Raw genomic sequence first — 23860 nt, 5'->3', positions numbered from 1 at the left:
TCTGCGATCAGCAGCGAAGACCTGTCCCAAGAGACGCCTGGCAACGACTTGCGCTCTCGGGGATTAGACCTGCATGTCCGAACCTGCCAAGCTTGCCACCGGATCGATCAGCGGACATCTGGTCGCCCAGACCGCGCCGATGCTGTTCGGAATCGCGGCGATCATGTCTATCGGCATTGTCGACGCCTATTTTATCGGCCAGCTTGGATCGCAGGAACTGGCTGCGGTCAGCTTCATCTTCCCGATCACGGTGGCGCTGTCTTCGCTGGGCGTCGGCGTGATCGCCGGGATCAGCTCGGTGGTGTCCCGTGCGCTGGGATCAGGCAAGTCCGGCCGAGCGCAGCAACTCGGCAATCTCGGGATGGCCATGGCGATCGTGTTCGGGCTGGTGGTCGCCGCCACGCTTTATCTGCTGAAGGATCCGCTGTTCCGGCTGATGCAGGCCGACGAGGAACTGCTGCCGCTGATCGACGCCTATATGACGCCTTACGCCATCGGCTTCCCGCTCTTGCTGATCACGATGGGGGGCAACGGCGTACTCCGCGGCCAGGGCGCGGCGAAGCGGGCCTCTGCCATTCTGCTGGCCTTTGCCGGCGCCAACTGGGTTCTTGATCCGATCCTGATTACCGGGATCGGATCGTTCGACGGCTTCGGGGTGGCGGGTGCCGCCTATGCCACGATCGCCGGCTGGGCCCTGGGTACGTTGCTGGCGATCGGTTTTGTCCAGTCGAGCAATATCCGGATCAATCCGGCCTGCCTGACCTCGGCGGAATGGGGCAGCGGCGTCCGGTCATTGATCAGGGTCGGGGGACCGGCAGCCTTGTCCAACGCGATCAACCCGGTCGGCCTGTCGATTCTGACCGCCCTGCTCGCCAAATATGGCCAGGACGAAGTCGCCGGCTTCGGAGCAGCCGGACGACTGCAGAGCTTCGCGGTGGTCCCGATGCTGGGACTGTCCAGTTCGATTGGCGCGATCGTGGGACAAAATTGGGGCGCCGGCCAGACCGGACGCGCGCGCCTCGCGGTGGCACAGTCGATCGGTTTCTGCCTGGTCTACGGCCTGATCATCGCGGCGATACTGGTCCTCGCCCGGGACTGGCTTGGTGGCTTTTTCAGCGAGGACGCCGATGTACTGGATGCGCTCAGTCGCTATTTGCTGATCGCGGCCTGGGGGTTTGCCGGCTATGGCGTCCTGATCGTGGTCAATGGCGCGTTCAATGCGATTGATCGCGCGAGCATTGCGCTCAGCCAGTCGGCCGGCCGGGTGTTGCTGATCATGGTGCCCTTTGCATGGCTGGCTGCCGGCTTGCTGGGGGCGGACGCGATCTACGCGGGTGAACTGGCAGCCAATGTTCTCGGCGGCGCCGGCGCGGCAGCGCTGGCCTGGTATCTGATGCGCCGATAGCCGGCATTCGCCGCGCGCGCAAAGCGGGTCGATAGTGCTGGATTGTATGCCGCCGCCGGAATAGAACGAGCGCGAGAGGGGATGGCTTATGGTCGCCAGCACATTCGAGCTGTTCAAGATTGGCGTCGGTCCGTCAAGCTCCCATACGATGGGACCAATGCTGGCCGCCGCCCAGTTTGTCGAGCGGCTGTCGGATACCGGTCGACTGAACGATATAACGCGGCTGGAGACATTGCTGTTCGGTTCGCTGGCGCTGACCGGAAAGGGCCATGCGACCGACCGCGCCATTCTGCTGGGCCTGTCGGGAAAGCGACCGGAGAATATCGAGCCGGATGCAGCGGACGCCCTGGTGGAGCAAATCCGCGCAAGTTCGGAAATCTGCCTCGACGGCTCCCGCGCAATTGCGTTTGACGAAGAGAATGATGTCATTTTCGATCAGAAGAAACGCCTCGACTTTCACAGCAATGCCATGCGGTTCAACGCGTTTTCGGGAGACGATCTGGTCGAAAGCCGGGTCTATTATTCGGTCGGCGGCGGCGCCGTGCTGGACGAGGACGAGATCGGCAGCAACAGCCCGGAAAGCGGCCTGTGGGACGTACCGCACCGCTTCTGCTCGGGCGCGGATCTGCTCCGGATTGCCGCAGACCAGCAGCTGTCGATCGCCGACATCATGCGGGCCAACGAGCGCACCCGGCTGACCGACGAGGCGATCAGCGCCGGCATCCGCGCGATTGCCGATGCGATGTCTGCCTGCATCGACCGCGGCATCCAGCAGGGCGGCATCCTCCCCGGGGGGCTGCGCGTCAAGCGGCGGGCGCCGCTGATCCACGCACGGCTGATGGAACGACAGGAGCGTTCGCTGTCCGACCCGCTCACCATCCTCGACTGGGTCAATCTCTGGGCGCTGGCGGTCAACGAGGAAAATGCCGCCGGCGGCAAGGTGGTCACGGCGCCGACCAATGGCGCCGCCGGGATCGTGCCCTCGGTGCTGCGCTTCTACGAGCGATTCGCGCCCAAAGCGGATAGCGAAGGCGTCGAAACCTTCCTGCTGACCGCTGCGGCGATCGGCTCGCTGTTCAAGGAAAATGCCTCGATCTCCGGTGCCGAGGTCGGTTGCCAGGGCGAGGTTGGCGTTGCCTGTTCGATGGCGGCGGCCGGCCTGACGGCGGCCTGGGGCGGAACGCCGTTGCAGGTGGAAAATGCGGCCGAGATCGGCATGGAACATAATCTCGGCCTGACTTGCGACCCGGTCGGCGGGCTGGTGCAGGTGCCGTGCATCGAGCGCAACGCGGTCGGCGCGGTGAAGGCGATCGAAGCGGCGCGGCTGGCGATACTCGGCGACGGGACTCACCGGGTCAGCCTCGACGAGGTGATCGAAACCATGCGCAAGACAGGGCTCGACATGTCCGATCGCTACAAGGAAACGTCACAAGGGGGCCTGGCAGTCAATCTGGTTGAATGCTGAGCAAAAACGGGGGAACAGGTCAATGAAGAAGCTGGGACTGGTTGTACTGATATTGCTGCTGCTGGCCGGGGCTGCGGCCCTATTGTTCCGGGAACAGGTTGGCGAACGGCTGTTCGCTCGCGCGGTGGAGTCCGGCGTTGCGCGCGACATCATCGGCGGTCTGCCCGATGGCATCAATGTCGTGCTGTGCGGGACCGGATCGCCGCTGCCCGACCCGAGCCGCGCAGGGCCCTGTTCCGCGGTCGTCATCGACGGCAAGATGTTCATCGTTGATATCGGCGGCGGCGCGGTCCGCAAGATCGGGATGATCGGTCTCAATCCCGGTGCCACGGAAGCGCTGCTTTTGACTCATTTCCACAGCGACCATATCGATGGCATGGGCGAGCTGATGATGCAGCGCTGGGCTGGTGGCGGACGCGATGCACCGCTGCCGGTGATCGGACCGGAAGGCGTCGAGGCGGTTGTCGACGGGCTGAACGCGAGCTACGCCGCCGATGCGCAATATCGCATCGCCCATCACGGCGCTGCCACGATCCTGCCGACCGGCAAGGGCGGGGTGGCCCAGCCATTTTTAATCCCCGAGGGGCAGGCCCAGATGGTGGTCTATGACCGGGACGGCATTAGGATCACCGCCTTTCCCGTCGACCACCGGCCGATCGCTCCCGCTGTGGGCTACCGGTTCGACTACAAGGGCCGGTCGGTCGTGTTCAGCGGCGATACGGTCAAATTGCCGTCGATCGCGAAGGCCTGCAACGGCTGCGACCTGCTGGTGCACGAGGCGTTGAACGCCGGCATGGTCCGCAGGATGGAAAGGGAATTCGAACAGGCGGGGCGCAAGCGACTGGCCAAGATCATGGCCGACATCCAGAATTATCACACGACTCCGGTCGAGGCGGCCGAGACGGCCAAGGCCGGGAAAGCGAAGATGCTGGTGCTGTCGCATATCGTGCCGGCGCTGCCGCTGGCCTATCTGGAGAGCTATTATCTCCAGGGGGTCGAGGCCGCCTTCGACGGACCGGTGGTTCTGGGTCAGGACGGGATGCTGTTCCGCCTGCCCGCCAATAAGAATAGTATCGAACGGGACGATTTGCTCTAGTTTGGCCGCCATTCCTGCGCTCCTGCGCGGGCGGGAGCCCATCTCCCGAGCAGCCATATGTACCAGCAAGCGGGAGATGGGCCCCCGCTTCGGGGGGCACGATTATGACCACGAACCGATACTGGCGTCTGAACAGCCGTCCCGAGGGCAGCAATGTGGCGGATGCGCTTTCGCTCGAGAGCGAAGCCATGCCGGAGCTGGCCGAGGGCGAAGTGCTGGTCAGGGCCGCCTTTCTGTCGATGGACGCCGGCACCCGGATGTGGATGACCGAGCGCGAGGACAGCTATCAGCCGCCACTGGAGCTGGGTACGAAGATGGTCGGGCTGGTGCTCGGCCATGTCGCCGCGTCGCGCCATGCCGATTTTGCCGAAGGCGACCTGGTGCGCGGGTTCGGGCAATGGGCCGAACATAGCGTGATGCAGCCGGAACTGGCAGGTCTGGTCAGGGTTGACGACGGCATCGACGACATCAGGCAGCATTTCGGCGTGCTCGGCTTCAACGGCTGGACCGCGCTCTGGGGTATCAAGGAGACGGCGGGGGTCAAGGCGGGTGACAATGTGCTGGTCTCCGCTGCAGCCGGGTCGACCGGCCTGCTCGCCTGCCAGGTCGCGAAGCTCCTGGGCGCCAATGTCTATGGCCTCGCCGGCGGACCGGAAAAATGCCGCTGGCTGGAGGAGGAGCTGGGGATCACCAGGGCGATCGACTACAAGAAGGACAATATTGCCGCCGAGCTGGCCAAGGTCGAGGGAGGGATTAACGCCTATTTCGACAATGTCGGCGGGCCGATTCTCGACGCCGTGCTGCCCAATATGGCGCTCTACGGCCGCATCGCGCTGTGCGGCCTGCTCGCCCAATATGAAGGCGACGGCCGCGGTCGGGGGCCGGAGCAGTTCGACCAGATCCTGATGAAACGGTTGCGCATCGAGGGCTTTTTCTCGCCGGATTTCGCCGACCAGGGCGAGCGGCTGACGGCGGAACTCAAGGTCTGGCTGGACGAGGGCCGGATCGACACGCCGTTTGATGTCACCGAGGGCATGGAAAACGTGCTGACCGCCTACGAGAAACTGTTCACCGGCGGCAATATCGGCAAGGTGCTGGTCAGGATTTCCTGAGGCGCGCGCCAAAAATGGACAATGCCATGATCGTCGTGGCGAGCGAGATCGAAAGCAGCGCCAGTCCGTGCCACCCGGCGCCGGTGTAGACCGCGGTGCCCAGCCAGCTTGAAAAGCCGCCGCCGGTGAACATGATGACGATATAGATGGTCATCAGCCGGGTGCGGATTTCCGGGGCGCGACCGAACAGAATTGTCCGGTTGGCGACATCCATCGACGAGCCGCCAAAATTGCAGAACAGGATCGGCAGGATCATGATCCAGATATCATGCTCGGAAATCAGCAGCAGAAGGGCCCCGATCAGCTGCGAGAGCGCGAACAGCATGCGGGCCCTTTCCGGGCCGATGCGATCGCCGAGCCGTCCCGACCAGGGGGCGATGAATATATTGCTGACCGCCAGCAGAGCAAGATAGCCCACCGCATCGACGCCATAGCCCATCGCCGGACTGGTCAGGTGCAGGCCGATGCCGAGCCACAGGGCGAGAAAAAATCCGAAGGACAGGGCCTGCAACAAGCCAGCGAGCAACACGTCGGGCATGGTTCTTATGATCGGCCAAAGCGACGCCAGCAGGGGCGCCATAGCTTTGGCTCGGGCTTGATTCGTCGCGGAAATTCTCGTCCTTCTCCATGATCAGCGGAACGATGACGAGGAGCAGGGCGGTCAGGCCAGCGCCGACCCAATAGGCGGCTCGCCAGCCGAAATGCTGGCCGAGCACGCCGCCGCCGGCGCGGCTTCCGAGCAGGCCGACGGTAATCCCCGCGGACATGATCCCGGTGACATGGCCGATCCTGTCCGGCCGGACCCGCTTGGTGACATAGGCGGGCAGCAGATAGGGGGTGATGGTCATGAAGCCGAGCAGCGAGGAGGCGGCGACGAACAGCAGGAAATTCTGGGACAGCGCCATGGCCAGCATCGCCAGAAACTGGCCGCCGACAAACAGGATCACTAGCTTGCGGTTGTTGATCCGGTCGCCGAGCGGCAAGAGCAGCAATATGCCAAGCGCCAGTGCAATCTGGTTGAAGGCCGGTACCAGGCCGAGTAAAATACCGTGGACATCAAATTCATCGCCGACCGGTGCGATCAGCGGGTGGATATAATAGCCGTTGGCGACCGCAACCGCGCAGGCGGCCGAAAACAGGAACAGCTTGATCTCGCTGATTCGCCGCGGCGCGGTGATTGTCGATGCAGATACGGGAACGGGCAAGGGCTGGCTTTCGATAGATGCAGACCCAGTCATGGTGCAGGAAAAACCGCAAGTCCTCTGTCTGTTTCGCTAGCCGATGATATCTTCGATATCCCGGAGCGCCTTATCATATACCCGTTCCTGCAACAGCGCCAGCACGTCCGGGTCGGCCCTATCGGGATGCCCGCTGTCAAACGGCGGCTGCGGGTCATATTCGAGACTGAGCTGGATGGTTTCGGCGAGCCGTTGCCCGGCGATTTCCGCGACCACGGTCAAGGCAAAGTCGATGCCCGATGTCACCCCGCCGGCGGTGAACAGATTGCCGTCCCTGACCACCCGCGCTTTTTCGTGGGTCGCGCCGAATTTTGCGAGCAGAGATGTGTAGGCCCAATGGCTTGTAGCGCGTTTCCCGCCAAGCAATCCGGCGGCACCCAGCGCCAGCGAACCGGTGCAAACCGAGGTGACATAGCGGGCGGCAGCTGCCTGGTCGCGCAAGAATTGCAGCGCGGCTTCATCCTGGATTACCTCCCTGGTGCCAAAGCCACCAGGCACGCACAGCAGATCGGCCTGCGGGCAATCGGACAATTGCGTCGAAGGCAGGATCGCAAAGCCGCTGTCGGTCTGGATTGGCCCCATGCCCTTTGCCGCGGTGTGGATGACGGCACCCGGTATGCGGGACAGCGCTTGTGCCGGTCCGGTGAAATCGAGTTGCGTGATCCCGTCAAAAAGCAGGAAGACTATGTGGAATGGCTTTGGGCTGTCGGTCATCGGGCTGCTCCCAGGTTAGAGAAATGCCCAGGCGATCGGCTATGGCAATCTGTCCGCTCCCCGATGGTGGCCCATCCTGATCTCGCCAGTCACGAACAGCGTCCTGTTTACCATCATCGATTTGGGCAGACAATCGTTTTCGCCGCTGCCCCGCGGCCAGCGCATGTTAATCGAGTCCCTGCTAGCAACGTCCCATGGCTTACGGGACGCAAAGCAGCAGGCAGGATCGCGCCCGATCACTGGGAGCGGTGATCGTGATTCATGCCGCCCTCGGCTATGCTCTGGTAAGCGGCGTGGGAATGGAAATTGCCAGACATGTGGATGCCGGCTTCAAGGTCATCGAGATTACCCCTCCACAACCGCCTCCACCCGCACCGGACACACAGCCGGCGGAAGCGGAAGAAGGGGCAGCCTCCCCTGAAAATCTGCGGGCAAAACCGACCCAGATTGTGCTGCCGCCGCCAGAAGTGAAGCTTGATGTCGTCACGCCGGTGGTGGTTGCGCCGGTTGCCGGACCAGGAAATGACAATCGGGCGGGTGCCTCCAGCCAGCCCGGGCCGGGATCGGGCAGCGGCGGACAGGGCGAAGGATCAGGCAGCGGCGGCAGTGGCGACGGAACGGGCAGCGGTGGCGTAGTCTCCGGACCGCGCCACCTCTCGGGCTTTTTCCGCCGCCAGGACATTCCCCGTTCCGTGTGGAAAGCCGACACGCGCGGACGGGTGATCGTGCGGTTTACGGTCGGTGCGGACGGCCGAGCCCGCGACTGTCAGATCCGGCAGACCAGCGGCCATGCCGAACTGGATGCGATTACCTGCCGGCTGATCGAACAGCGGTTCCGCTTCGAACCGGCCCGCGACAAGAACGGCCGGGCCGTGGCCAGCCCTTATGGTTGGGTGCAGGAATGGTGGCGCGACGGTCGCGGCCCGCAGGGCCTCGACGGAGCAGGCCCCTAGGCCCCCATATAGTCGCGCTTGCCGAGCGAGACCCCCTGCATCCGCAGCAGATTGTAGGCCGTCGTGATGTGGAAATACAGATTCGGCAGGAAAAAGCGGACAACATAGGCCTGGCCATCCAGATCCATGGTCTGTCCGGGGCCGACCGGCAGGGAGATCGCCATGCCGGCATTGGCGTCGATGGTCGCGTCATCCGCAGCCGCCACCGTTTCCGCGCATTCCGCGACCCGCTTCATCAGCGCGTCAAAATTATCGCCTTCCATTGGCAGGTTGGGCAGCTGGTCAGGGGCGGTGCCGGCCATCCGCGCGGCGCCGCGAACGGCGAATTCGGTGATCATCTGTACCTGCCATTTGAGGTCGTTCATGTCGGGAAACAGCCGGGCTGCGAGATAGGCCTCTTCGGCGGTCCCCGCTGCTTCGGCAGCGGCCTTGCCCTTGACCAGTAGGGTGGTCAGGCCGCGAAAGGCCTGTGCGGTCGAATCCTTGAATATTCCGGAGAGAGCAATCGTCATATGGCGTTCCTTCTGTTTCGAAGTTGCAGGCGGGTTTTAGAATATGCCGGTGAGAAGATAGAAGCCAAGCGCCATGAAGCTGCCGAATGTGCACAATGCGCCAATCGCCCGAAAAATCGGAAAGGTCCCGGCGGTGAGAGCGTCTTGCGAACCGGCGGCGGTAGAAAGCGCTATCGCGTGGAGAATTCGTCCCGCGACGAAGATGACGGCAATGATCCGGACGATATCATCGGGGACGACGGTCATTTCCGCCAAAGCGAGTACGACAATGAACAGCGCGGCATTTTCGGCAAGATTGCCATGGCGACGAATCTTGCGTTGCAGCACCGGATCATCGGCTGCGTCCGGACCATCAGGCTTGCGGATGCGATGGAGGGTCACGAGACCCATCAAGGTGGCTTGCAGGATGATGAGAACGGCCCCCGCGACGGTAGCTGCAAGGGGAATGGTCATCGAATGTCTCCTGGGCGACAGACCCCATGTCGGCGAAAATAGAGCAGCCTGATAGCAGCGGCGATTCCGGTTGGCTATACTGGTCCGGTCGAGAAATATAAGGGTCATCCGGGGACAGTTTCATACCATCGCGTTAACCATGCATCTGCATAGCGGTTAAACATATCCTGCCTAGTCCGGTACCCAATGAATACGACTCTCTCCAACTTGTCCCCGGTACGGCAGACAGCGATTGTCACGGCGATTGCGGCCCTGTTGTCGGTGGCGCTGACCAGTTTGATGTATCTTCTCTCCTACGGTTTGGACGATCGGTTCTGGTCGGCGATCAACATGGCGCTTGTGATTCCGCTGGTGATTACCGTTCCGCTGGGCCTGCACACGTCCCGGCAGCGGTTCAAGCTGGTCGGACTGGCGAACCGGCTTCAGGAAGCGCAAAGCAGCTTGCGCGAAGCGAACAAGGCACTTGAACGGCGCGCCAATTTCGATGGCTTGACGGGTCTGCTCAGCCGAGACAGTTTTTTCAACCAGCTCGATCAGGTGCGCGTCGATAACCGCGCCAATATCCTGATGATCGTCGATGTCGATCATTTCAAGAATATCAACGACAATTTCGGACATCCGGTCGGCGATCAGGCGCTGATCCTGCTGGGCAAGATATTCCGCAAGACATTGCGCCACACCGACCTGGTGGGGCGCATAGGCGGCGAGGAGTTTGGAATTTATCTGCCCGACACGAGCGTGCCCGAAGGCCAGATCATTGGCGAGATAATCCGTCACGAGATCGAGAACACGGTTTTTGAACCCTATCCCAACATGCATCATGTGCTGACCGTGAGCGTCGGCTTGACCGATGTCGCCCCGCATCAGCAGCGGGCGGCCCTGATGGGCAATGCCGACACCGCCCTGTTCACCGCGAAACGGCGCGGGCGCAACCAGGTTGTGCTGTTTGAGCCGGGACTGCGCACCAAGCCGCGGCCCGTCCACGACAAGGTCAAACCCCTGAAATCGACCATGCAGCGTTCAAATTTCCGCTGACCTTCAATTTGAAATGACGAAGCCTGTCGGCGCTGCTAGTGCTGGCGGCCATGACGGACATTTCAGACAGCGCATCCAACCATCTCTATCTCGTTGACGGCTCGGCCTATATTTTCCGGGCCTATCACCGCCTGCCGCCTTTGACCAATGTGCGGGGCGAGCCGGTCGGCGCGGTTTATGGCTATACCACGATGCTGTGGAAGCTGGCCGACGAGCTGAACAAGGCCGACGGCCCGACCCATATGGCGGTGGTGCTGGACAAGGCCGGCACCAGCTTTCGCAACGATCTCTACGAGCATTACAAGGCCAACCGGCCGGAGGCGCCCGAAGATCTGAAGCCGCAATTCCCGATAATCCGCGATGCGACGCGCGCTTTCTCTCTGCCATTGATCGAGGAAGAAAATGTCGAGGCCGACGACATGATCGCCTCTTATACAAAAGCGGCGCTGGAAGCGGGCTGGAAGGTTACCATCGTCTCGTCAGACAAGGATCTGATGCAGCTGATCGAGCCGCATGGCGAGAGCCGCGTCGACATGCTCGACACGATGAAGAATGCGCGGATGAACCGTGCGACGGTCGAAGAGAAATTTGGCGTCGGACCCGAACGGCTGGGTGATGTCTTGGGGCTGATGGGCGACAGCTCCGACAATATCCCCGGCGTCCCCGGCATCGGGCCGAAGACCGCATCCAAGCTGATCAATGAATTTGGCGATATCGAAAGCGTGCTTGCCGCCGCGCCCGAGATGAAGAAATCGAAGATGCGCGACAATCTGATTGAATATGCCGAGCAGGCGCGACTGTCGCGGGTCCTGGTGACGCTGCGTGATGATTGCCCGCTGCCGGATACGCTCGAAAGTTTTCTCATCCAGGATATTCCCGATGCGCCGTTGCGCGAATTTCTGTCGCACCACGGCTTCAGCAGCCTGCTCCGCAAGCTGGGCGGGGACGGTCACGCCGAGCCGCAGAATCCGGATGTCGCCGACAGCGCTCCGGCCGAGGCGGTCGCCAAATTGCCCGATGCGCCAGCGATCGACCGGTCAAAATATGAATGCGTGCAGACGATGGCGGCGCTTGACGCCTGGATTGCCCGCGCCACCGAACAGGGTGTCTGCGCCGTAGATCTGGAGACCGATAGCCTGGAAAGCGTGACCGCCCGGATCGTCGGGGTTTGTATGGCTACCGGCCCCAATCAGGCCTGCTATGTCCCGCTCGGCCATGCCAGCGGCGACATGTTCGGCGAGACGCCGGAACAGATCGGGCCAGAGGACGCGCTGGCGAAGCTGAAGCCGTTGTTCGAGAATGATGCGGTGCTCAAGGTCGGGCAGAATCTGAAATATGACATGGGCGTACTTGCCCAGCATGATATCCGGATCGCCCCGTTTGACGACACGCTGGTGATGAGCTTCAACCTCGACGCGGGCTTGCATGGCCATGGCATGGACGAACTGGCCAAGCTGCACCTGGGACATGAATGCATCAGCTTCAAATCGCTGACCGGAACCGGCAAGAAGGCGATCGGCTTTGCCGAGGTGCCGCTCGATAAGGCGACCGAATATGGCGCGGAGGATGCCGACGTGACGCTCCGCCTGTGGGAAATATTGCGCGCGCGGATGGTCGCGGAGCGTGCAACACGGGTCTACCAGATGGTCGACCGGCCACTGGTGCCGGTGATCGCCGGCATGGAGGCGACCGGCGTGCTGGTCGACCGCGAGGAGCTGTCGCGGCTATCCACCACATTTGCCGAGGAAATGGCGAAGCTGGAACTGCAGATCCATGATCTGGCAGGAGAGAGCTTTGCGATCGGCAGCCCGAAGCAGCTCGGCGAAATCCTGTTCGGCAAGCTGGGCCTGAAGGGCGGCAAGAAGGGCAAGTCGGGGCAATATTCCACCGATGTCACGGTGCTCGAACGGCTGGCGGGCGATGGCGAGCCGATCGCCCAGAAGATCGTCGACTGGCGGCAGCTTTCAAAGCTGAAATCGACCTACACCGATGCGCTGCAGGAACAGATCAACGCCAGGACCGGGCGAGTTCACACCTCCTATTCGCTGAGCGGCGCGCAGACCGGACGGCTGTCCTCGACCGAGCCCAATCTGCAGAATATCCCGATCCGCACCGCAATCGGGCGGCAGATCCGCCAGGCCTTTGTCGCCGCGCCCGGCAATGTCATCCTGGCTGCCGACTATAGCCAGATCGAGCTCCGGCTGGCGGCGCATATCGCCGATGTGGCGACGCTGAAGGAAGCCTTTGCTGCTGGCGAGGATATCCACAACCGCACCGCGCGCGAACTGTTTGGCAGCGAGGAGCGCGACGCCCGTGCCCGCGCCAAGACGATCAACTTCGCCATTCTCTATGGCATTTCGCGCTGGGGTCTGGCCAAGCGGCTGGAGGTCGACGCCGACGAGGCGCAGGCGATGATCGACACCTATTTCGAGCGCTTCCCGGGGATCAACCACTATATCTCGACGACGCTGCAGTCGGTCCGCGAGACCGGTTATACGGAAACCCTGTTCGGTCGGAAAACCTGGTTCGAACGGATCAAGTCGTCCAACCAGGCCGAGCGGCAGGGCAGCGAGCGGGCCGCGATCAACGCGCCGATCCAGGGAACGTGCGCCGATATCATCAAGCGGGCGATGGCCCGCATGGGACCGGCTCTGGCCGAGGCCGGGCTGGGCGATGTCAAAATGCTGATGCAGGTGCACGACGAACTGGTGTTCGAGGTGCCCGAGGCGGATGTAGACGCAGCAAGTGCGGTGATCCGCTCCGTGATGTCCGGCGCGGCGGAACCGGCGGTCAGATTATCGGTGCCGCTGGACGTGGACATCGGGACCGGCAAGAGCTGGGACGAGGCGCATTGAGCTGATCGCGGAACGGTTGGTCAGGCCTTGATCCAGAAGCGAATGAAAAGGCCGACTGCGCCGATTGCCAGCACCCCCATCACCCAATAGGCGAGCAGCCAGAGCAGGCGTTTGGGCAAAGGCGCATTGTCCGCCGATTGTCCGCCGGAGGAAAGCGGGTCGAACGGCATCAGTGATATCCGTCCGATCCGACCTTGCCGCGAAACACCCAGTAGGACCAGGCGGTATAGGCGAGAATGATCGGCACCATGATCGCCGCACCCACCAGCATGAACATCTGGCTTTCATAGGGCGCGGCGGCCTGCCAGATGGTGATGCGCCCGGGGATCACGTCCGGCCACATCGAGACGGCAAGGCCGACGAAACTCAGTCCGAACAGGCCGAGCGCATAGAAAAAGGGTGCGGCCTCCAGGTGCCTCGACAGGCTGCGGAAGAACAGGACCGACAGGATCAGGGTCGCGAGCGGGATCTGTGCGGTGGCCAGCACCCCGGGATAGGCGAGCCAGCGACTATAATATTCGGCTTCCAGAAACGGCGTGGCTGTGCTGACGGCGGCGATGGCCAGCAGCAGCAGGATGCCGAGGCGGCCGGCATAGCTGTAGCACTGTTTCTGCAACGGCCCCTCGGTCTTCCAGATCAGCCAGCAGCAGCCGAGCAGGGCATAGCCGGCGAGCAGGGCGAAGCCGGTGAGCAGGCTGAACGGGGTCAGCCATTCCCACCAGCCGCCGGCATAGGCGCGGCCTTCGACGGTGATGCCTTGCAGCAGCGCGCCGAGGGTGATGCCCTGGGCAAAGGTCGCGATCACCGAACCGGCGGTAAAGGCGAAGTCCCAGCGGGCCCGGTGGGCCGGATCGCGCCAGCGGAATTCGAAGGCGACCCCGCGCAGCACCAGCCCCAGCAGCATCGCCGTCAGTGGCGCATAGAGGGCCGGAAGGATGATGGCATAGGCGAGCGGGAAAGCCGCCAGCAGCCCGCCGCCACCGAGCACCAGCCAGGTCTCGTTGCCGTCCCAGACCGGCGCGATGCTGTTCATCGCGGTATCTCGCTCCGGTCCCACCTTGAAATTCGGAAACAGGATGCCGATGCCGAGATCGAAGCCGTCCATGATCACGTAGACGACCACGGCAAAGGCGATGATGCCGGCCCAGATGACGGTCAGGTCGATGCCGTTCATGACGCTGCTCCTTCCTCATGATCGCCCTCGAGCACCGCCGCTGCCGGGGTGATACCGGCCGAGCGGATCGGCGCATCTTCCGGCGTCGGTTCGTGCGCTTCCGGCGGTTTGGCGGCGAGCTTGAACAGATAGACGATGCCCGCCCCGAAGACGACGAAATAGACAACGACAAAGGCCAGCAGCGAGGCGGCAACCGCGGGCGCGTCAAGCGGGGCTGCGCTCTCGCTGGTGCGCAGCAGGCCATAGACGGTGAACGGCTGGCGCCCGATCTCGGTGGTCACCCAGCCGGCGAGCACGGCGATGAAACCGGAGGGACCCATCACCAGCGCCGCGCGGTGCAGCCAGGGCCAGTCATAGAGTTTCCTGCGCGTCCGGGCGATCAGGCTCCACAAGCCGATGCCGAGCATGGCGAAGCCGAGGCCGACCATGATCCGGAACGACCAGAAGACGATCCCGACCGGCGGCTCGTCCCGGTCGGGGATCGTGTCCAGCCCGGCGAGCGGGGCATTGAGGTCGTGCTTGAGGATCAGCGAAGACGCGTTGGGTATCTCGATCGCATAATCGACGCGCTTTTCCTTGCTGTTGGGAATGCCGAACAGGATCAGCGGGGCGCCATCGGGATGGCTGTCATAATGGCCTTCCATCGCCATGACCTTTGCGGGCTGGTGCTCGAGCGTGTTGAGGCCGTGCAGGTCGCCCATGAATATCTGCGCCGGGGCGACCAGCGCCGCCATCCACATCGCCATCGAGAACATCTTGCGGGCGCCCGGGTTGGTCCGGTCCTTCAGCAGATGCCAGGCACCGACCCCGCCGACCGCAAAGGCGGTGGTCAGATAGGCGGCGAGCACGGTGTGGACCAGGCGGTAAGGGAAGCTGGGGTTCCAGACGATGTCCCACCAGCCGGCGGCGGGGACAAACTGCCCGACATCGTTGATCGCGAAACCGACCGGCGTGTGCATCCAGCTGTTGACCGACAGGATCCAGAAGGCGGAGATGAAGGTCCCCACCGCCACCGCCAGAGTGGCGACAAAATGCAGCTTGCGGCCGACCTTGTTGATGCCGAACAGCATCACGCCGAGGAAGCCGGCTTCGAGGAAAAAGGCGGTCAGCACTTCATAGGCCATGAGCGGGCCGATCACGGGTCCGGCCTTGTCGGAGAAGACCGACCAGTTTGTGCCGAACTGGTAGGACATGACGATGCCGGACACAACGCCCATGGCGAACACGATGGCGAATATCTTGAGCCAGTAGCGATAGAGATTGGCGTAGACGCCGTTGTCGGTTTTCAGCCACAGACCTTCCAGCACCGCGAGATAGCTGGCGATGCCGATGGTGAAGGCGGGGAACAGGAAGTGGAAGCTGACGGTAAAGGCGAACTGGATCCGCGCCAGATTGATTGCGAGATCATTTTCCATGAAGTTGTTGACCCAATGAGAGTGTGCGGTTGTCGATCGCGTAGGTGCCGGGTCCACGGCAGTACAGGAAGAATAGAGCGCCAAAAATTGCGATATTCTTGAACAAGGGACCGACGTGCCCGGGCGCGAAATGGATAGTGATTGTGATCGGAACGAGGGTGAGCAACAAGAGCAGAGCCGAAAGCCGAGTCATCCAGCCCAAGGCAAGCGTCATTCCGAAAAAGAAGAAAATGCCGCCCGACAGCCATAACAGCCAAGAGGGATTGCCGATCTGATCGATCGTGTCACGCCACGGCGATTCCGACATCCGGTCGAGCATCATTTGATGTTCGCCAAAATGGCCCAAGCCCCCGATGATGAATATCAGGCTGGTCAGGACGCGAAAAAGGGGGTCGGCCCAGTTCTGCAAGCTGTGCGGGGGTGCGATATAGGCTTCGATCGTTCGCATCATATCAGGCCCCTTGCCATCCACTCGTCCGGCGTTGTGTCGGCCTTGTCCTCGGCATCCGCAATTGCAATTAACGCCGCATAGGCTGCGTTTTGCGAAAGAAAGACTTTGCCCGATAACTGCTCGAGAAAATGCGAGCGTTTCAGCCGGTCCATGACCGGTCCCTTTACCTCCGACAGATGCAGCCAAATGCCGCCATCTTCCAGCCGGTGGTTGATCGCCTCGATGCTTTCCAGCGCCGAGGCATCGATAGCATTGACCGCCGAGCACATCAATATGACGTGGCGGACGGTCGTCTGTTCGGCGACCTGCTCGAGAATGAATTCTTCCAGCCAGCGGGCATTGAGATAGGTCAGGCTTTCATCGATGCGGATGGTCAGGATGCGGGGGTCGGTGAACACCCTGTGGCGGTTGACGTTGCGGAAATGCTCGGTCTCCGGGACGCGTCCGACGATCGCCGCGTGGGGGCGCGAGCTGCGCCACAGGAACAGCGCCAAGCTGAGGCCGACACCGGCGATTACCCCCGGCTCGACGCCGGCAAGTAGGGTAACGCCGATGGTCGCGGCCATCGCGGCAAAATCCGGTTTCGAGTAGCGCCAGATGGTTCGCGGGGTCTTGAGGTCGACGAGGCTGAGCACGGCGACAATGATCGTTGCCGCCAGCGTGGCGATCGGCAGTGAGGCGAGCAGCGGGGTCAGGAACAGCGCCGCCAGGGCGATGCCGACCGCGGTGAAGGCGCCGGCAGCCGGAGTTTCCGCGCCGGCGTCGAAATTGACCACCGAACGGGCAAAGCCGCCGGTGACCGGATAGCCGCCGGAAAAGGCCGCCGAGATATTGGCCGCGCCGAGACCGATCAGCTCCTGATCCGGGTCGATCCGCTGTCGCCGCTTGGCCGCCAGGGTCTGGCCGACCGACACGGATTCGACAAAGCCGATGATGCTCAGCAGCAAGGCTGGCACGGCCAGCGTCTGCCACAGTTCCAGATCCACCAGCGGCACCGAAAAGGGCGGCAGGCTCTGCGGGATATCGCCTACCACCTTCACGCCCTGGGCCTCCAGTCCGAACAGGATCGTGGCGAGAGTGGATACGGCAACGGCGGCAATGGGGCCGGCCTTGGCCAGCAGTTCGGCTGGCCGGGCGGGGATCCCGAAGCGCATCAGCAGGGGTTTCAGGCCCTTGCGCACCCAGAACAGAAAGGCCGTCGCGGAGACGCCGATGATCAAGGTCGGCAAATTGGTCGTGCTGATCGTCTTGGCGATGCTGGACAGCAGTTCGGGCATGGCCGCGCCACTCGCCCGGATTCCCAGGATCGACTTCAGCTGGCTGGTTGCGATGATGATGCCGCTGGCGGTGATGAAGCCGGAGACGACGGGATGGGAGAGCAGATTGGCCAGAAAGCCGAGCTTGAATATGCCCATCAGCAGCAGGAACAGGCCGGACAGCAGCGCCAGTACCAAGGCGGCAGCGATAAAGTCGGCGCTGCCGGGCGCGGCAATGGCGCTGGCCGCGGTCAGGGTCATCAGCGAGACCACCGCCACCGGTCCGACCGCCAGCGTCCGGCTGGTGCCGAAGATCGCATAGGCGATCAGCGGCAGGATCGAGGCATAGAGGCCGATTTCCGGCGGCAGGCCGGCGAGCATGGCATAGGCCAGGCTCTGCGGGATCAGCATGATGGTGACGATGATTGCCGCGACCCCGTCATTGGTCAGCGTGGTGCCGTTATAGCGGCGGCCCCAATCGAGGATGGGCAGATAGCGGGAAATTTTCATGCGCTATCCTATTCCGCGCCGATGCGGTGCGGCTTGACCATCCATTCGCGACCCTTGAGCATGCCGTGCCAGTAGACCGGCGGCAGGATCGTGTCCTTGAGCAGCCACGACAGGCGCGATGGCCGGGTGCCGTCGATCAGCCAGTTGGGGAAACTCGGCAGCAATTTGCCGCCATAGCCGAATTCGGCCAGCACCACCTTGCCGCGCTCGACGGTCAGCGGGCAGCTGCCATAGCCGTCATAATCGGCGACCGGTGGCTTGCCATCCAGGGCGGCGAGGGCATTGACGGCCACCACGGGTGCCTGTTTGCGGACCGCTGCCATGGTCTTGGCATTGGGTGCGCTGCAGGCATCGCCGAGCGCAAATATATTGGCGTATCTTGTGTGGCGCAGCGTGGCCTGATCGACGTCGACGAAACCGCTTTCTGCCGCCAACGGACTGGATCGGATGAAATCGGGGGCGGTTTGCGGTGGCACCACGTGGATCATGTCGAAACCGACCTCGACTGTCTCGGTCACGTCGCCCTGTTTCTGTTCGAAGGTGGCGATCTGGCCCGGTCCATCGACGGCCACCAGTCTGGATTCGAGTTTCAGATGGGCGTTATAGCGTTCGACATATTCCATCAGCGCGGGGACATATTCCTTCACGCCGAACAGTACTGCCCCCGCATTGTGGAACTGCACGTCAATATTGTCCAGAACGCCTGTCCGTTCCCATCTGCTGCACGACAGATACATCGCCTTTTGCGGCGCGCCGGCGCATTTGATCGGCATCGGCGGCTGGGTGAACAGGGCGGTACCTCCAGTCAGGCTCTTGACCAGGCGATAGGTATAGGGAGCGAGGTCGAACCGGTAATTGGAGGTGACGCCGTTTTTGCCCAATGTTTCCGGCAGGCCCTTGATGGCTGCCCAGTCGAGCTTGATTCCGGGACAGACGATCAGCACGTCATAATGGATATCCTTGCCGTCTGCCGTCGTGACAATATTCCGGTCCGGGTCAAAGGATGCGGCAGCCGACTTTACCCATTGCGCTCGGTCGGGGATCAGGTCCCTTTCCCTGCGATGGGTAAACTCGGCGGAAAAGGCGCCGCCACCCACCATCGTCCAGCCGGGCTGGTAATAATGGTCGTCGGCGGGGTCGATGATGGCGAGGGAGATTTTGCGGTTGCGTTTCAGCATACTGGCAGCGGTGGCAATCCCTGCCGAGCCGCCGCCGACGATGACAACATCAAACCGGCTGGTACCAGCCGCGAGCGAGGGCGTTGGGCTGGATGCTGCCCTGGTCATTTCCGCCAATTTGGTCGAACGTGCGCCCGATCGGCAATAGGCGAGCGTCGGAGCGGGAAGATCGGCCAGCGCTGCGGCCATTTTCTCGCCGTCCCGGTCGGTGATCGCGCCGGCCACCGCCGGAACATAAGCGAATTGCAGCCCAGCATTGTGGGCAGCCGCCGCGACCGCAGCCGAACGGGGGTGGTTGCCCTCTTCCTCGTCAGGTCGGTTGCAAATGATCGAGCGGAAGCCGGACTTGGCCAGCGCCGCGACATCGTCCAGTCCCAGTTGCGGCGAGACGCTGACGGCCTTGTTCAATCTCGTAATCTCCAGCTTGCCTGTCATTGCTCGTCCTTCTCCAATTGGTCTGTTCTAGCTTGTCACGCGATGTACGATCATCCCAGCCAGCAAGGCGATTACAAAGGCCAGCGCGGGCAGGGGATTGATCGCCAGATCGGCCAGACCGGGTCCGGGACAGAGGCCGCTGATACCCCAGCCGGTGCCGAACAGCACAGCGCCGATCACCAGCTTGCGATCGATCAGCGACGTGCCGGGGAGGGAGAAATGGGCATCGGCAAAGGGACGGTCGATCCGTCGCTGAACCAGCCATGCCAAGGCCATAGGGATCATCGCGCCGCCCATGACGAAGGCCAGCGTCGGGTCCCAGGGGCCGAACAGGTCGAGAAAGCCCTGTACACGGGCCGGATCGGCCATGCCGGAAAAGGCGAGGCCCGCTCCGAAGAGCGCTCCGGCAAAAAGCGCGACGAGCAACTGCTTCACAACAGGCCTCCCGCGCGCATCAGCGCGACCGTGACGAATCCGCTGGCCATGAATATCGCCGTGGCAACCAGCGACCGGGGCGACAGGCGCGACATGCCGCAAACGCCGTGGCCGCTGGTGCAGCCGGAACCCAGTCTGGTGCCGTAGCCGACCAGCAGTCCGCCGACCAGCAGCGGGATGACGGAGGGCGGAAAGCGAGTTTCCACGCCGCCGATCAGCGCCGACAGGAGCAGGGCCCCCAGAGGCAGGCCGATGACAAAGGCGGCAGCCATGGCGCGCGGCGCACCGCTGTCGGCAATGCCGGTGGCGCGGGCAGCGAGCCCGCTGACCCCCGCGATGCGACCGAGTCCAAGCAGCATCAGAGCCGCTGCCACACCAATCATCAAGCCGCCGATCAAGCCTTGCAGCGGCATGGCATGGGGAAAAGCGGTCAGCATCAGACGCCGTTCAGCGGCACTTTGAGATAGCGCACGCCATTGTCTTCCGCCGGCGGCAAATGGCCGGCGCGCATGTTGACCTGGACCGAGGGCAGGATCAGCCGCGGCATGTCCAGCGTCTTGTCACGCTCGGTCCGCATCTTGACGAATTCGTCCTCGGTGACGCCGTCATGGGCATGGACATTGTGCTTGCGCTCTTCGGCGACGGTGGTTTCCCAGACATATTCGGTCCGGCCCTCCGGCAGATAGTCATGGCACATGAACAGCCGGGTCGTGTCGGGAAGAGAGAGGATCCGCCGCATCGACCGGAAGAGCTTGCGCGCGTCGCCACCGGGAAAATCGGCCCTGGCCGTACCATAGTCGGGCATGAACATGGTATCGCCGACAAAGACCGCGTCACCGATGACATAGGCGATACAGGCGGGTGTGTGGCCGGGCACGTGCATCACGGTGACGTCGATATTGCCGATCGTGAATGTATCGCCGTCAGCGAAGAGCCGGTCGAAGTCCGAACCGTCTCTTTGAAATTCGGTGCCGGCGTTGAACAATTTTCCGAACACGTTCTGGACCGTCACGATATGTTCGCCGATCGCGATCTTGCCGCCCAGTTTCTCCTGCAGATAGGGTGCCGCCGAGAGATGGTCGGCGTGGGCGTGGGTTTCGAGCAGCCATTCGACCTTGAGATCCTGTTCCCTGACATAGGCAATCACCTTGTCTGCGGAATCAAAGGAAGTCCGGCCGGACGCCGGATCGAAATCAAAGACGCTGTCGATGATCGCGGCGCATCGGGTCGCTGGATCGTGCACCACATAGGTCACGGTATAGGTCGCGGAATCAAAGAATGACTGGATCACCGGGATGCTCTGCTGCGCACGGGTGATTTGTTCTGTTGCATGAATCAGGGCCGAATCGGTCATGGGAAAGTTCCTTATATTCATATTTACATAAACTATGTAATACATTATATGTATTGCGTCAACCCGGCTGTGCTGGCAGTTGACGGGAAAGGTTAAGACTAATGACAGACATGCTGCAGAAAAAGCCCGGTTCATTGCGTATAGGTGACGTCGCGCCAGATTTTCAGGCGCGCAGTACTCTCGGCCCTGTCAGGCTCTCCGACTATCGGGGTCGATGGCTGATATTCTTTTCCCATCCGGCCGACTTTACCCCGGTGTGCACCACCGAGTTCGTGGCGCTGGCGCGCGCGCAGAAGCGTTTTGAAGCGCTGGACTGTGCCTTGCTTGGCCTGTCGGTGGACAGCCTGTATGCGCATTTCGCCTGGGTCCGCGCGATTCAGGACAAGTTCGATGTCTCGATATCTTTTCCGATCGTGGAAGACCCGAGCATGGCTGTGGGCCGTGCCTTTGGAATGATCGACGAGGGCGCGGCCGATTCGGCGGCGATGCGGACCAGCTATTTTATCGATCCCGAAGGGATTGTCCGCGCCACGACATGCTATCCCTATAATGTAGGGCGCTCGGTCGACGAAATGGTCCGGCTGCTGACGGCGCTGCAACTCACCGACGAGAAGCAGGTGCTGACGCCGGAGGGTTGGCAGCCGGGCGACGATGTGCTGGCGGTGCCGCCCTTGTCGACCAACGAGGCCGGCGTGGAAGACGACTGGTTTTGCCAGACTGTGAAGGCACCATGACAGCAATTTTCGAAAGCCGTGATCGGGCCGAGATGGCCAGCGAAAAGCTGAAGGTCTATGCGCAGCCGCAACGGCTGATGATCCTGTCCTTTCTTCTCACTGGCGAAGCCAGTGTCAGCGAGATTGATGCTGCAACCGGGATCGGTCAGCCCGCCCTGAGCCAGCAGCTCGCGGCTTTGCGCCGGGCAGATATTGTCAAAACCCGGCGTGAAGGGAAACAGGTCTGCTATGACCTGGCAGATGAGACTGCGCGCCTGTGCGTCCGGACGATGGAAGCGCTGTTGACGGATCAGCCGGATCCGCAAAGCGTAAGCCGGGCAGCAGGGACGCAAGCCCGGCCAGATACAACGCCATCGACCGGGACGGCCGGTTTCGCCAGAATCTTATAGGACAGGATATTCTCGATGCACAGTGGCGCAGGCAAGGACGATCGACAGAATCAGCAGCCGAAACCGGATGACTGGTCCGGAGACCGGGGTCTGAAATGGCTGGCCAATCTCTCGTTGATTGAACAGATGATCGCTCCGATCGGCGATTCCCTGCTGGATCGGGCTGACTTTCGGCAAGGCGAGACCGTCATTGACCTGGGATGTGGCGGCGGTGCCACTACCCTTGCCATAGCCGAGACGGTTGCAGCTTCCGGAAAAGTCACGGGTGTCGACATATCGCCCGACCTGATCGCGGCCGCGCGCGAACGGGCTGACAAAGGCGGAGCGACGAACGTTGAGTTTGTCCACGCCGATGCCGCCAGCGTCGTCTTGCCGGAGGCGCCCTATGACCGGCTGTTCTCCCGCTTTGGCAGCATGTTTTTCCCGGAACCGGCAAAAGCCTTTTCGCATTTGCACGGACTGCTGAAAAAGGGTGCGCGCATGGATCTGGCGGTGTGGGGACCGCCGCGCGACAATCCGTGGATGACGGAAATGATGGGGGTTGTCAGAAACCATGTCGAAGTGCCGCCAGCGGTGCCGCGTGCTCCAGGCCCGTTCGCCTTTGAAGATATGGACTATCTTCGCGACATCATGGACAACAGCGGCTTTACCGGGCTTGACGTCGCCGCTTACGAAGGTCTGCAACCCATCGGCGGGATCGGTGCGACCCCGGAGAAAGCCGCCGAGTTCGCCCTTGCGGCGTTAGCCATCGGGCAGCTGCTGAGCGATAGCGACGATGCCGTGCGCAAGGCAGCCAAAGCCGAGCTGACCGAGGTCTTTGCGAACAATCATAGTCCGGACAGGGGGGTGTTGATGCCGGGCAAGGTGTGGCTGGTCTCGGCAATCGCGTGAACTTTGCCGGTACCGCGGGCCCCAAGGCCTCAAAGCGCCCCGTATTCCAATGTAACAGACCCGGGAATTCAGTCGTCCTGCAGCTTTCTGCGCTTGTAGACCGCGTCGAACCCGCCGGCCATGAAGGTGACAAAACGGTCTCTCACCGCTTCAAAATCGTCGGAATCGCAGAGCCCGTCGGACAGGCGGTCGATCCGGCCGGTGCGCGACAAGATTAGTGAATAGGCCCCCGAGGTGAACTGGAAGCTCCAGAAAATATCTTCTTCCTGGGCGTCAGGCAGCGCCTTTTTCAACAGCCCGATAAGCCGGACGACGAGTGGATCGATATAGGTTCCCATTGTCTCGACGCCATAGCCCGGTGCGTTGTTGACCTGCGCAAAGATGCGACCGAAGTTGCGCCAGCCCGTGTCGCCATTGATCTGGGCCTGGATCGCATTGCCGTAATAGGCGCGCAGCGCGCCTTCTACCGTTGGCCGGTCGCCGACCTCGGCTTCATAGGCGTCCAGTCCCGCGGTTCGTTCGGTTACCGCCGTCTTCACACGGCGTTCGAACACGGCATCGAACAGGGATTGCTTGCCATCGAAATAATAATGGATCAGGGCGGGATGAATGCCCATCTTGTCGGCGACATCCTTGATCGTCACGCCAAAATAGCCGAGCTGGGAAAACAGGGCTTCGCTGGTGTCCAGAATGGTTTTCACCGTTGCAGCGCGCTGCTCGGCGCGCGTTCGGCGTCCGCCCCCTTTTGCTGCTGCCATTTCCTCAAACCTTTCTGAACGAACCTGAATTTGGCAACGCCA

At 62.2% G+C, this 23860-nt stretch carries 25 protein-coding genes and 1 riboswitch; of the genes, 10 read left to right on the top strand and 15 right to left on the bottom strand.

The window, feature by feature from the left end:
* Positions 1–73: 73 nt before the first annotated feature.
* From V7650_RS09725 to V7650_RS09710, 4 genes are all read left to right on the top strand, one after another.
* Positions 74–1405: an MATE family efflux transporter gene (locus tag V7650_RS09725; RefSeq protein ID WP_335656048.1), complete on the top strand. Its 1332-nt coding sequence runs from the start codon at positions 74–76 to the stop codon at positions 1403–1405.
* Between the two features lie 88 nt (positions 1406–1493).
* Positions 1494–2870 (top strand): L-serine ammonia-lyase, encoded by a 1377-nt coding sequence (locus tag V7650_RS09720; protein WP_335656047.1) that lies wholly within the window; start codon positions 1494–1496, stop codon positions 2868–2870.
* 22 nt (positions 2871–2892) lie between these two features.
* Entirely contained in the window at positions 2893–3966 is a 1074-nt protein-coding gene (locus V7650_RS09715) for an MBL fold metallo-hydrolase (protein ID WP_335656046.1), read from the top strand.
* 104 nt (positions 3967–4070) lie between these two features.
* On the top strand, positions 4071–5078 hold the full coding sequence (locus V7650_RS09710) for an NADP-dependent oxidoreductase (protein WP_335656045.1): 1008 nt from the start codon (positions 4071–4073) through the stop codon (positions 5076–5078).
* Here the strand turns inward: V7650_RS09710 and V7650_RS09705 are convergent.
* From V7650_RS09705 to V7650_RS09695, 3 genes are all read right to left on the bottom strand, one after another.
* The gene (locus V7650_RS09705; protein WP_335656044.1) at positions 5065–5403 is read right to left on the bottom strand and encodes a hypothetical protein; all 339 of its coding nucleotides are present in this window, start codon (positions 5401–5403) and stop codon (positions 5065–5067) included. The genes V7650_RS09710 and V7650_RS09705 overlap by 14 nt on opposite strands.
* Entirely contained in the window at positions 5345–6283 is a 939-nt protein-coding gene (locus V7650_RS09700; protein ID WP_335656043.1) for an MFS transporter, read from the bottom strand. Before V7650_RS09700 ends, V7650_RS09705 begins: the two co-directional genes overlap by 59 nt.
* Positions 6284–6352: 69 nt before the next feature.
* Positions 6353–7030, bottom strand: coding sequence for a DJ-1/PfpI family protein (locus tag V7650_RS09695; protein WP_335656042.1), 678 nt, complete (start codon positions 7028–7030; stop codon positions 6353–6355).
* Between the two features lie 18 nt (positions 7031–7048).
* Positions 7049–7133: riboswitch (ZMP/ZTP riboswitch) on the bottom strand.
* Positions 7134–7224: 91 nt separating this feature from the next.
* On the opposite strand from V7650_RS09695, the gene V7650_RS09690 reads away from it, so the two are divergent.
* Complete coding sequence (locus tag V7650_RS09690) at positions 7225–7983, top strand: energy transducer TonB (protein WP_335656041.1); 759 nt, start codon at positions 7225–7227, stop codon at positions 7981–7983.
* Here the strand turns inward: V7650_RS09690 and V7650_RS09685 are convergent.
* Together V7650_RS09685 and V7650_RS09680 are read right to left on the bottom strand one after the other, a co-directional pair.
* Entirely contained in the window at positions 7980–8495 is a 516-nt protein-coding gene (locus V7650_RS09685; RefSeq protein ID WP_335656040.1) for a DUF1993 family protein, read from the bottom strand. The genes V7650_RS09690 and V7650_RS09685 overlap by 4 nt on opposite strands.
* 36 nt (positions 8496–8531) lie before the next feature.
* Complete coding sequence (locus V7650_RS09680) at positions 8532–8948, bottom strand: MAPEG family protein (RefSeq protein ID WP_335656039.1); 417 nt, start codon at positions 8946–8948, stop codon at positions 8532–8534.
* A 186-nt stretch (positions 8949–9134) separates the two neighbouring features.
* On the opposite strand from V7650_RS09680, the gene V7650_RS09675 reads away from it, so the two are divergent.
* Positions 9135–9983, top strand: a complete 849-nt coding sequence (locus tag V7650_RS09675; RefSeq protein WP_335656038.1) for a GGDEF domain-containing protein — start codon at positions 9135–9137, stop codon at positions 9981–9983.
* Positions 9984–10033: 50 nt separating this feature from the next.
* On the top strand, positions 10034–12838 hold the full coding sequence (polA, locus tag V7650_RS09670; RefSeq protein WP_335656037.1) for a DNA polymerase I: 2805 nt from the start codon (positions 10034–10036) through the stop codon (positions 12836–12838).
* 20 nt (positions 12839–12858) lie between these two features.
* Here the strand turns inward: polA and V7650_RS09665 are convergent, their stop codons facing one another.
* The 9 genes from V7650_RS09665 to V7650_RS09625 are packed head-to-tail and all read right to left on the bottom strand — an operon-like array spanning position 12859 to position 21046.
* Complete coding sequence (locus tag V7650_RS09665) at positions 12859–13008, bottom strand: DUF2474 domain-containing protein (protein ID WP_335656036.1); 150 nt, start codon at positions 13006–13008, stop codon at positions 12859–12861.
* Entirely contained in the window at positions 13008–14012 is a 1005-nt protein-coding gene (gene cydB / locus V7650_RS09660) for a cytochrome d ubiquinol oxidase subunit II (protein ID WP_335656035.1), read from the bottom strand. The genes V7650_RS09665 and cydB overlap by 1 nt, the downstream gene beginning before the upstream one ends.
* Positions 14009–15427 (bottom strand): cytochrome ubiquinol oxidase subunit I, encoded by a 1419-nt coding sequence (locus V7650_RS09655; RefSeq protein WP_335656034.1) that lies wholly within the window; start codon positions 15425–15427, stop codon positions 14009–14011. The genes cydB and V7650_RS09655 overlap by 4 nt, the downstream gene beginning before the upstream one ends.
* The gene (locus V7650_RS09650) at positions 15417–15878 is read right to left on the bottom strand and encodes a DoxX family protein (RefSeq protein ID WP_335656033.1); all 462 of its coding nucleotides are present in this window, start codon (positions 15876–15878) and stop codon (positions 15417–15419) included. The genes V7650_RS09655 and V7650_RS09650 overlap by 11 nt, the downstream gene beginning before the upstream one ends.
* Positions 15875–17644, bottom strand: coding sequence for a SulP family inorganic anion transporter (locus tag V7650_RS09645; RefSeq protein ID WP_335656032.1), 1770 nt, complete (start codon positions 17642–17644; stop codon positions 15875–15877). The genes V7650_RS09650 and V7650_RS09645 overlap by 4 nt, the downstream gene beginning before the upstream one ends.
* Before the next feature lie 8 nt (positions 17645–17652).
* A complete protein-coding gene (locus V7650_RS09640) occupies positions 17653–19245 on the bottom strand; it encodes a TIGR01244 family sulfur transferase (protein WP_442955284.1) in 1593 nt (530 codons plus the stop codon).
* Positions 19246–19284: 39 nt separating this feature from the next.
* Positions 19285–19692, bottom strand: coding sequence for a DUF6691 family protein (locus V7650_RS09635; protein ID WP_335656030.1), 408 nt, complete (start codon positions 19690–19692; stop codon positions 19285–19287).
* Positions 19689–20129, bottom strand: a complete 441-nt coding sequence (locus V7650_RS09630) for a YeeE/YedE family protein (RefSeq protein WP_335656029.1) — start codon at positions 20127–20129, stop codon at positions 19689–19691. The genes V7650_RS09635 and V7650_RS09630 overlap by 4 nt, the downstream gene beginning before the upstream one ends.
* Positions 20129–21046, bottom strand: a complete 918-nt coding sequence (locus V7650_RS09625; RefSeq protein WP_335656028.1) for an MBL fold metallo-hydrolase — start codon at positions 21044–21046, stop codon at positions 20129–20131. The genes V7650_RS09630 and V7650_RS09625 overlap by 1 nt, the downstream gene beginning before the upstream one ends.
* Positions 21047–21147: 101 nt before the next feature.
* On the opposite strand from V7650_RS09625, the gene V7650_RS09620 reads away from it, so the two are divergent.
* The 3 genes from V7650_RS09620 to V7650_RS09610 are packed head-to-tail and all read left to right on the top strand — an operon-like array spanning position 21148 to position 23060.
* Complete coding sequence (locus V7650_RS09620; RefSeq protein ID WP_335656027.1) at positions 21148–21780, top strand: peroxiredoxin; 633 nt, start codon at positions 21148–21150, stop codon at positions 21778–21780.
* A complete protein-coding gene (locus tag V7650_RS09615; RefSeq protein ID WP_335656026.1) occupies positions 21777–22169 on the top strand; it encodes an ArsR/SmtB family transcription factor in 393 nt (130 codons plus the stop codon). The genes V7650_RS09620 and V7650_RS09615 overlap by 4 nt, the downstream gene beginning before the upstream one ends.
* A gap of 15 nt (positions 22170–22184) precedes the next feature.
* Positions 22185–23060 (top strand): class I SAM-dependent methyltransferase, encoded by an 876-nt coding sequence (locus V7650_RS09610; RefSeq protein WP_335656025.1) that lies wholly within the window; start codon positions 22185–22187, stop codon positions 23058–23060.
* 68 nt (positions 23061–23128) lie between these two features.
* On the opposite strand, the gene V7650_RS09605 is transcribed toward V7650_RS09610, so the two are convergent.
* Complete coding sequence (locus V7650_RS09605) at positions 23129–23818, bottom strand: TetR/AcrR family transcriptional regulator (RefSeq protein ID WP_335656024.1); 690 nt, start codon at positions 23816–23818, stop codon at positions 23129–23131.
* Positions 23819–23860 lie beyond the last annotated feature (42 nt).

It is taken from the genome of Parasphingorhabdus sp. (assembly GCF_036964565.1).
Lineage (GTDB): Bacteria > Pseudomonadota > Alphaproteobacteria > Sphingomonadales > Sphingomonadaceae > Parasphingorhabdus.
Note: the sequence above shows the minus strand (reverse complement) of the source record. Positions and strands in the feature narration are given on the sequence as shown.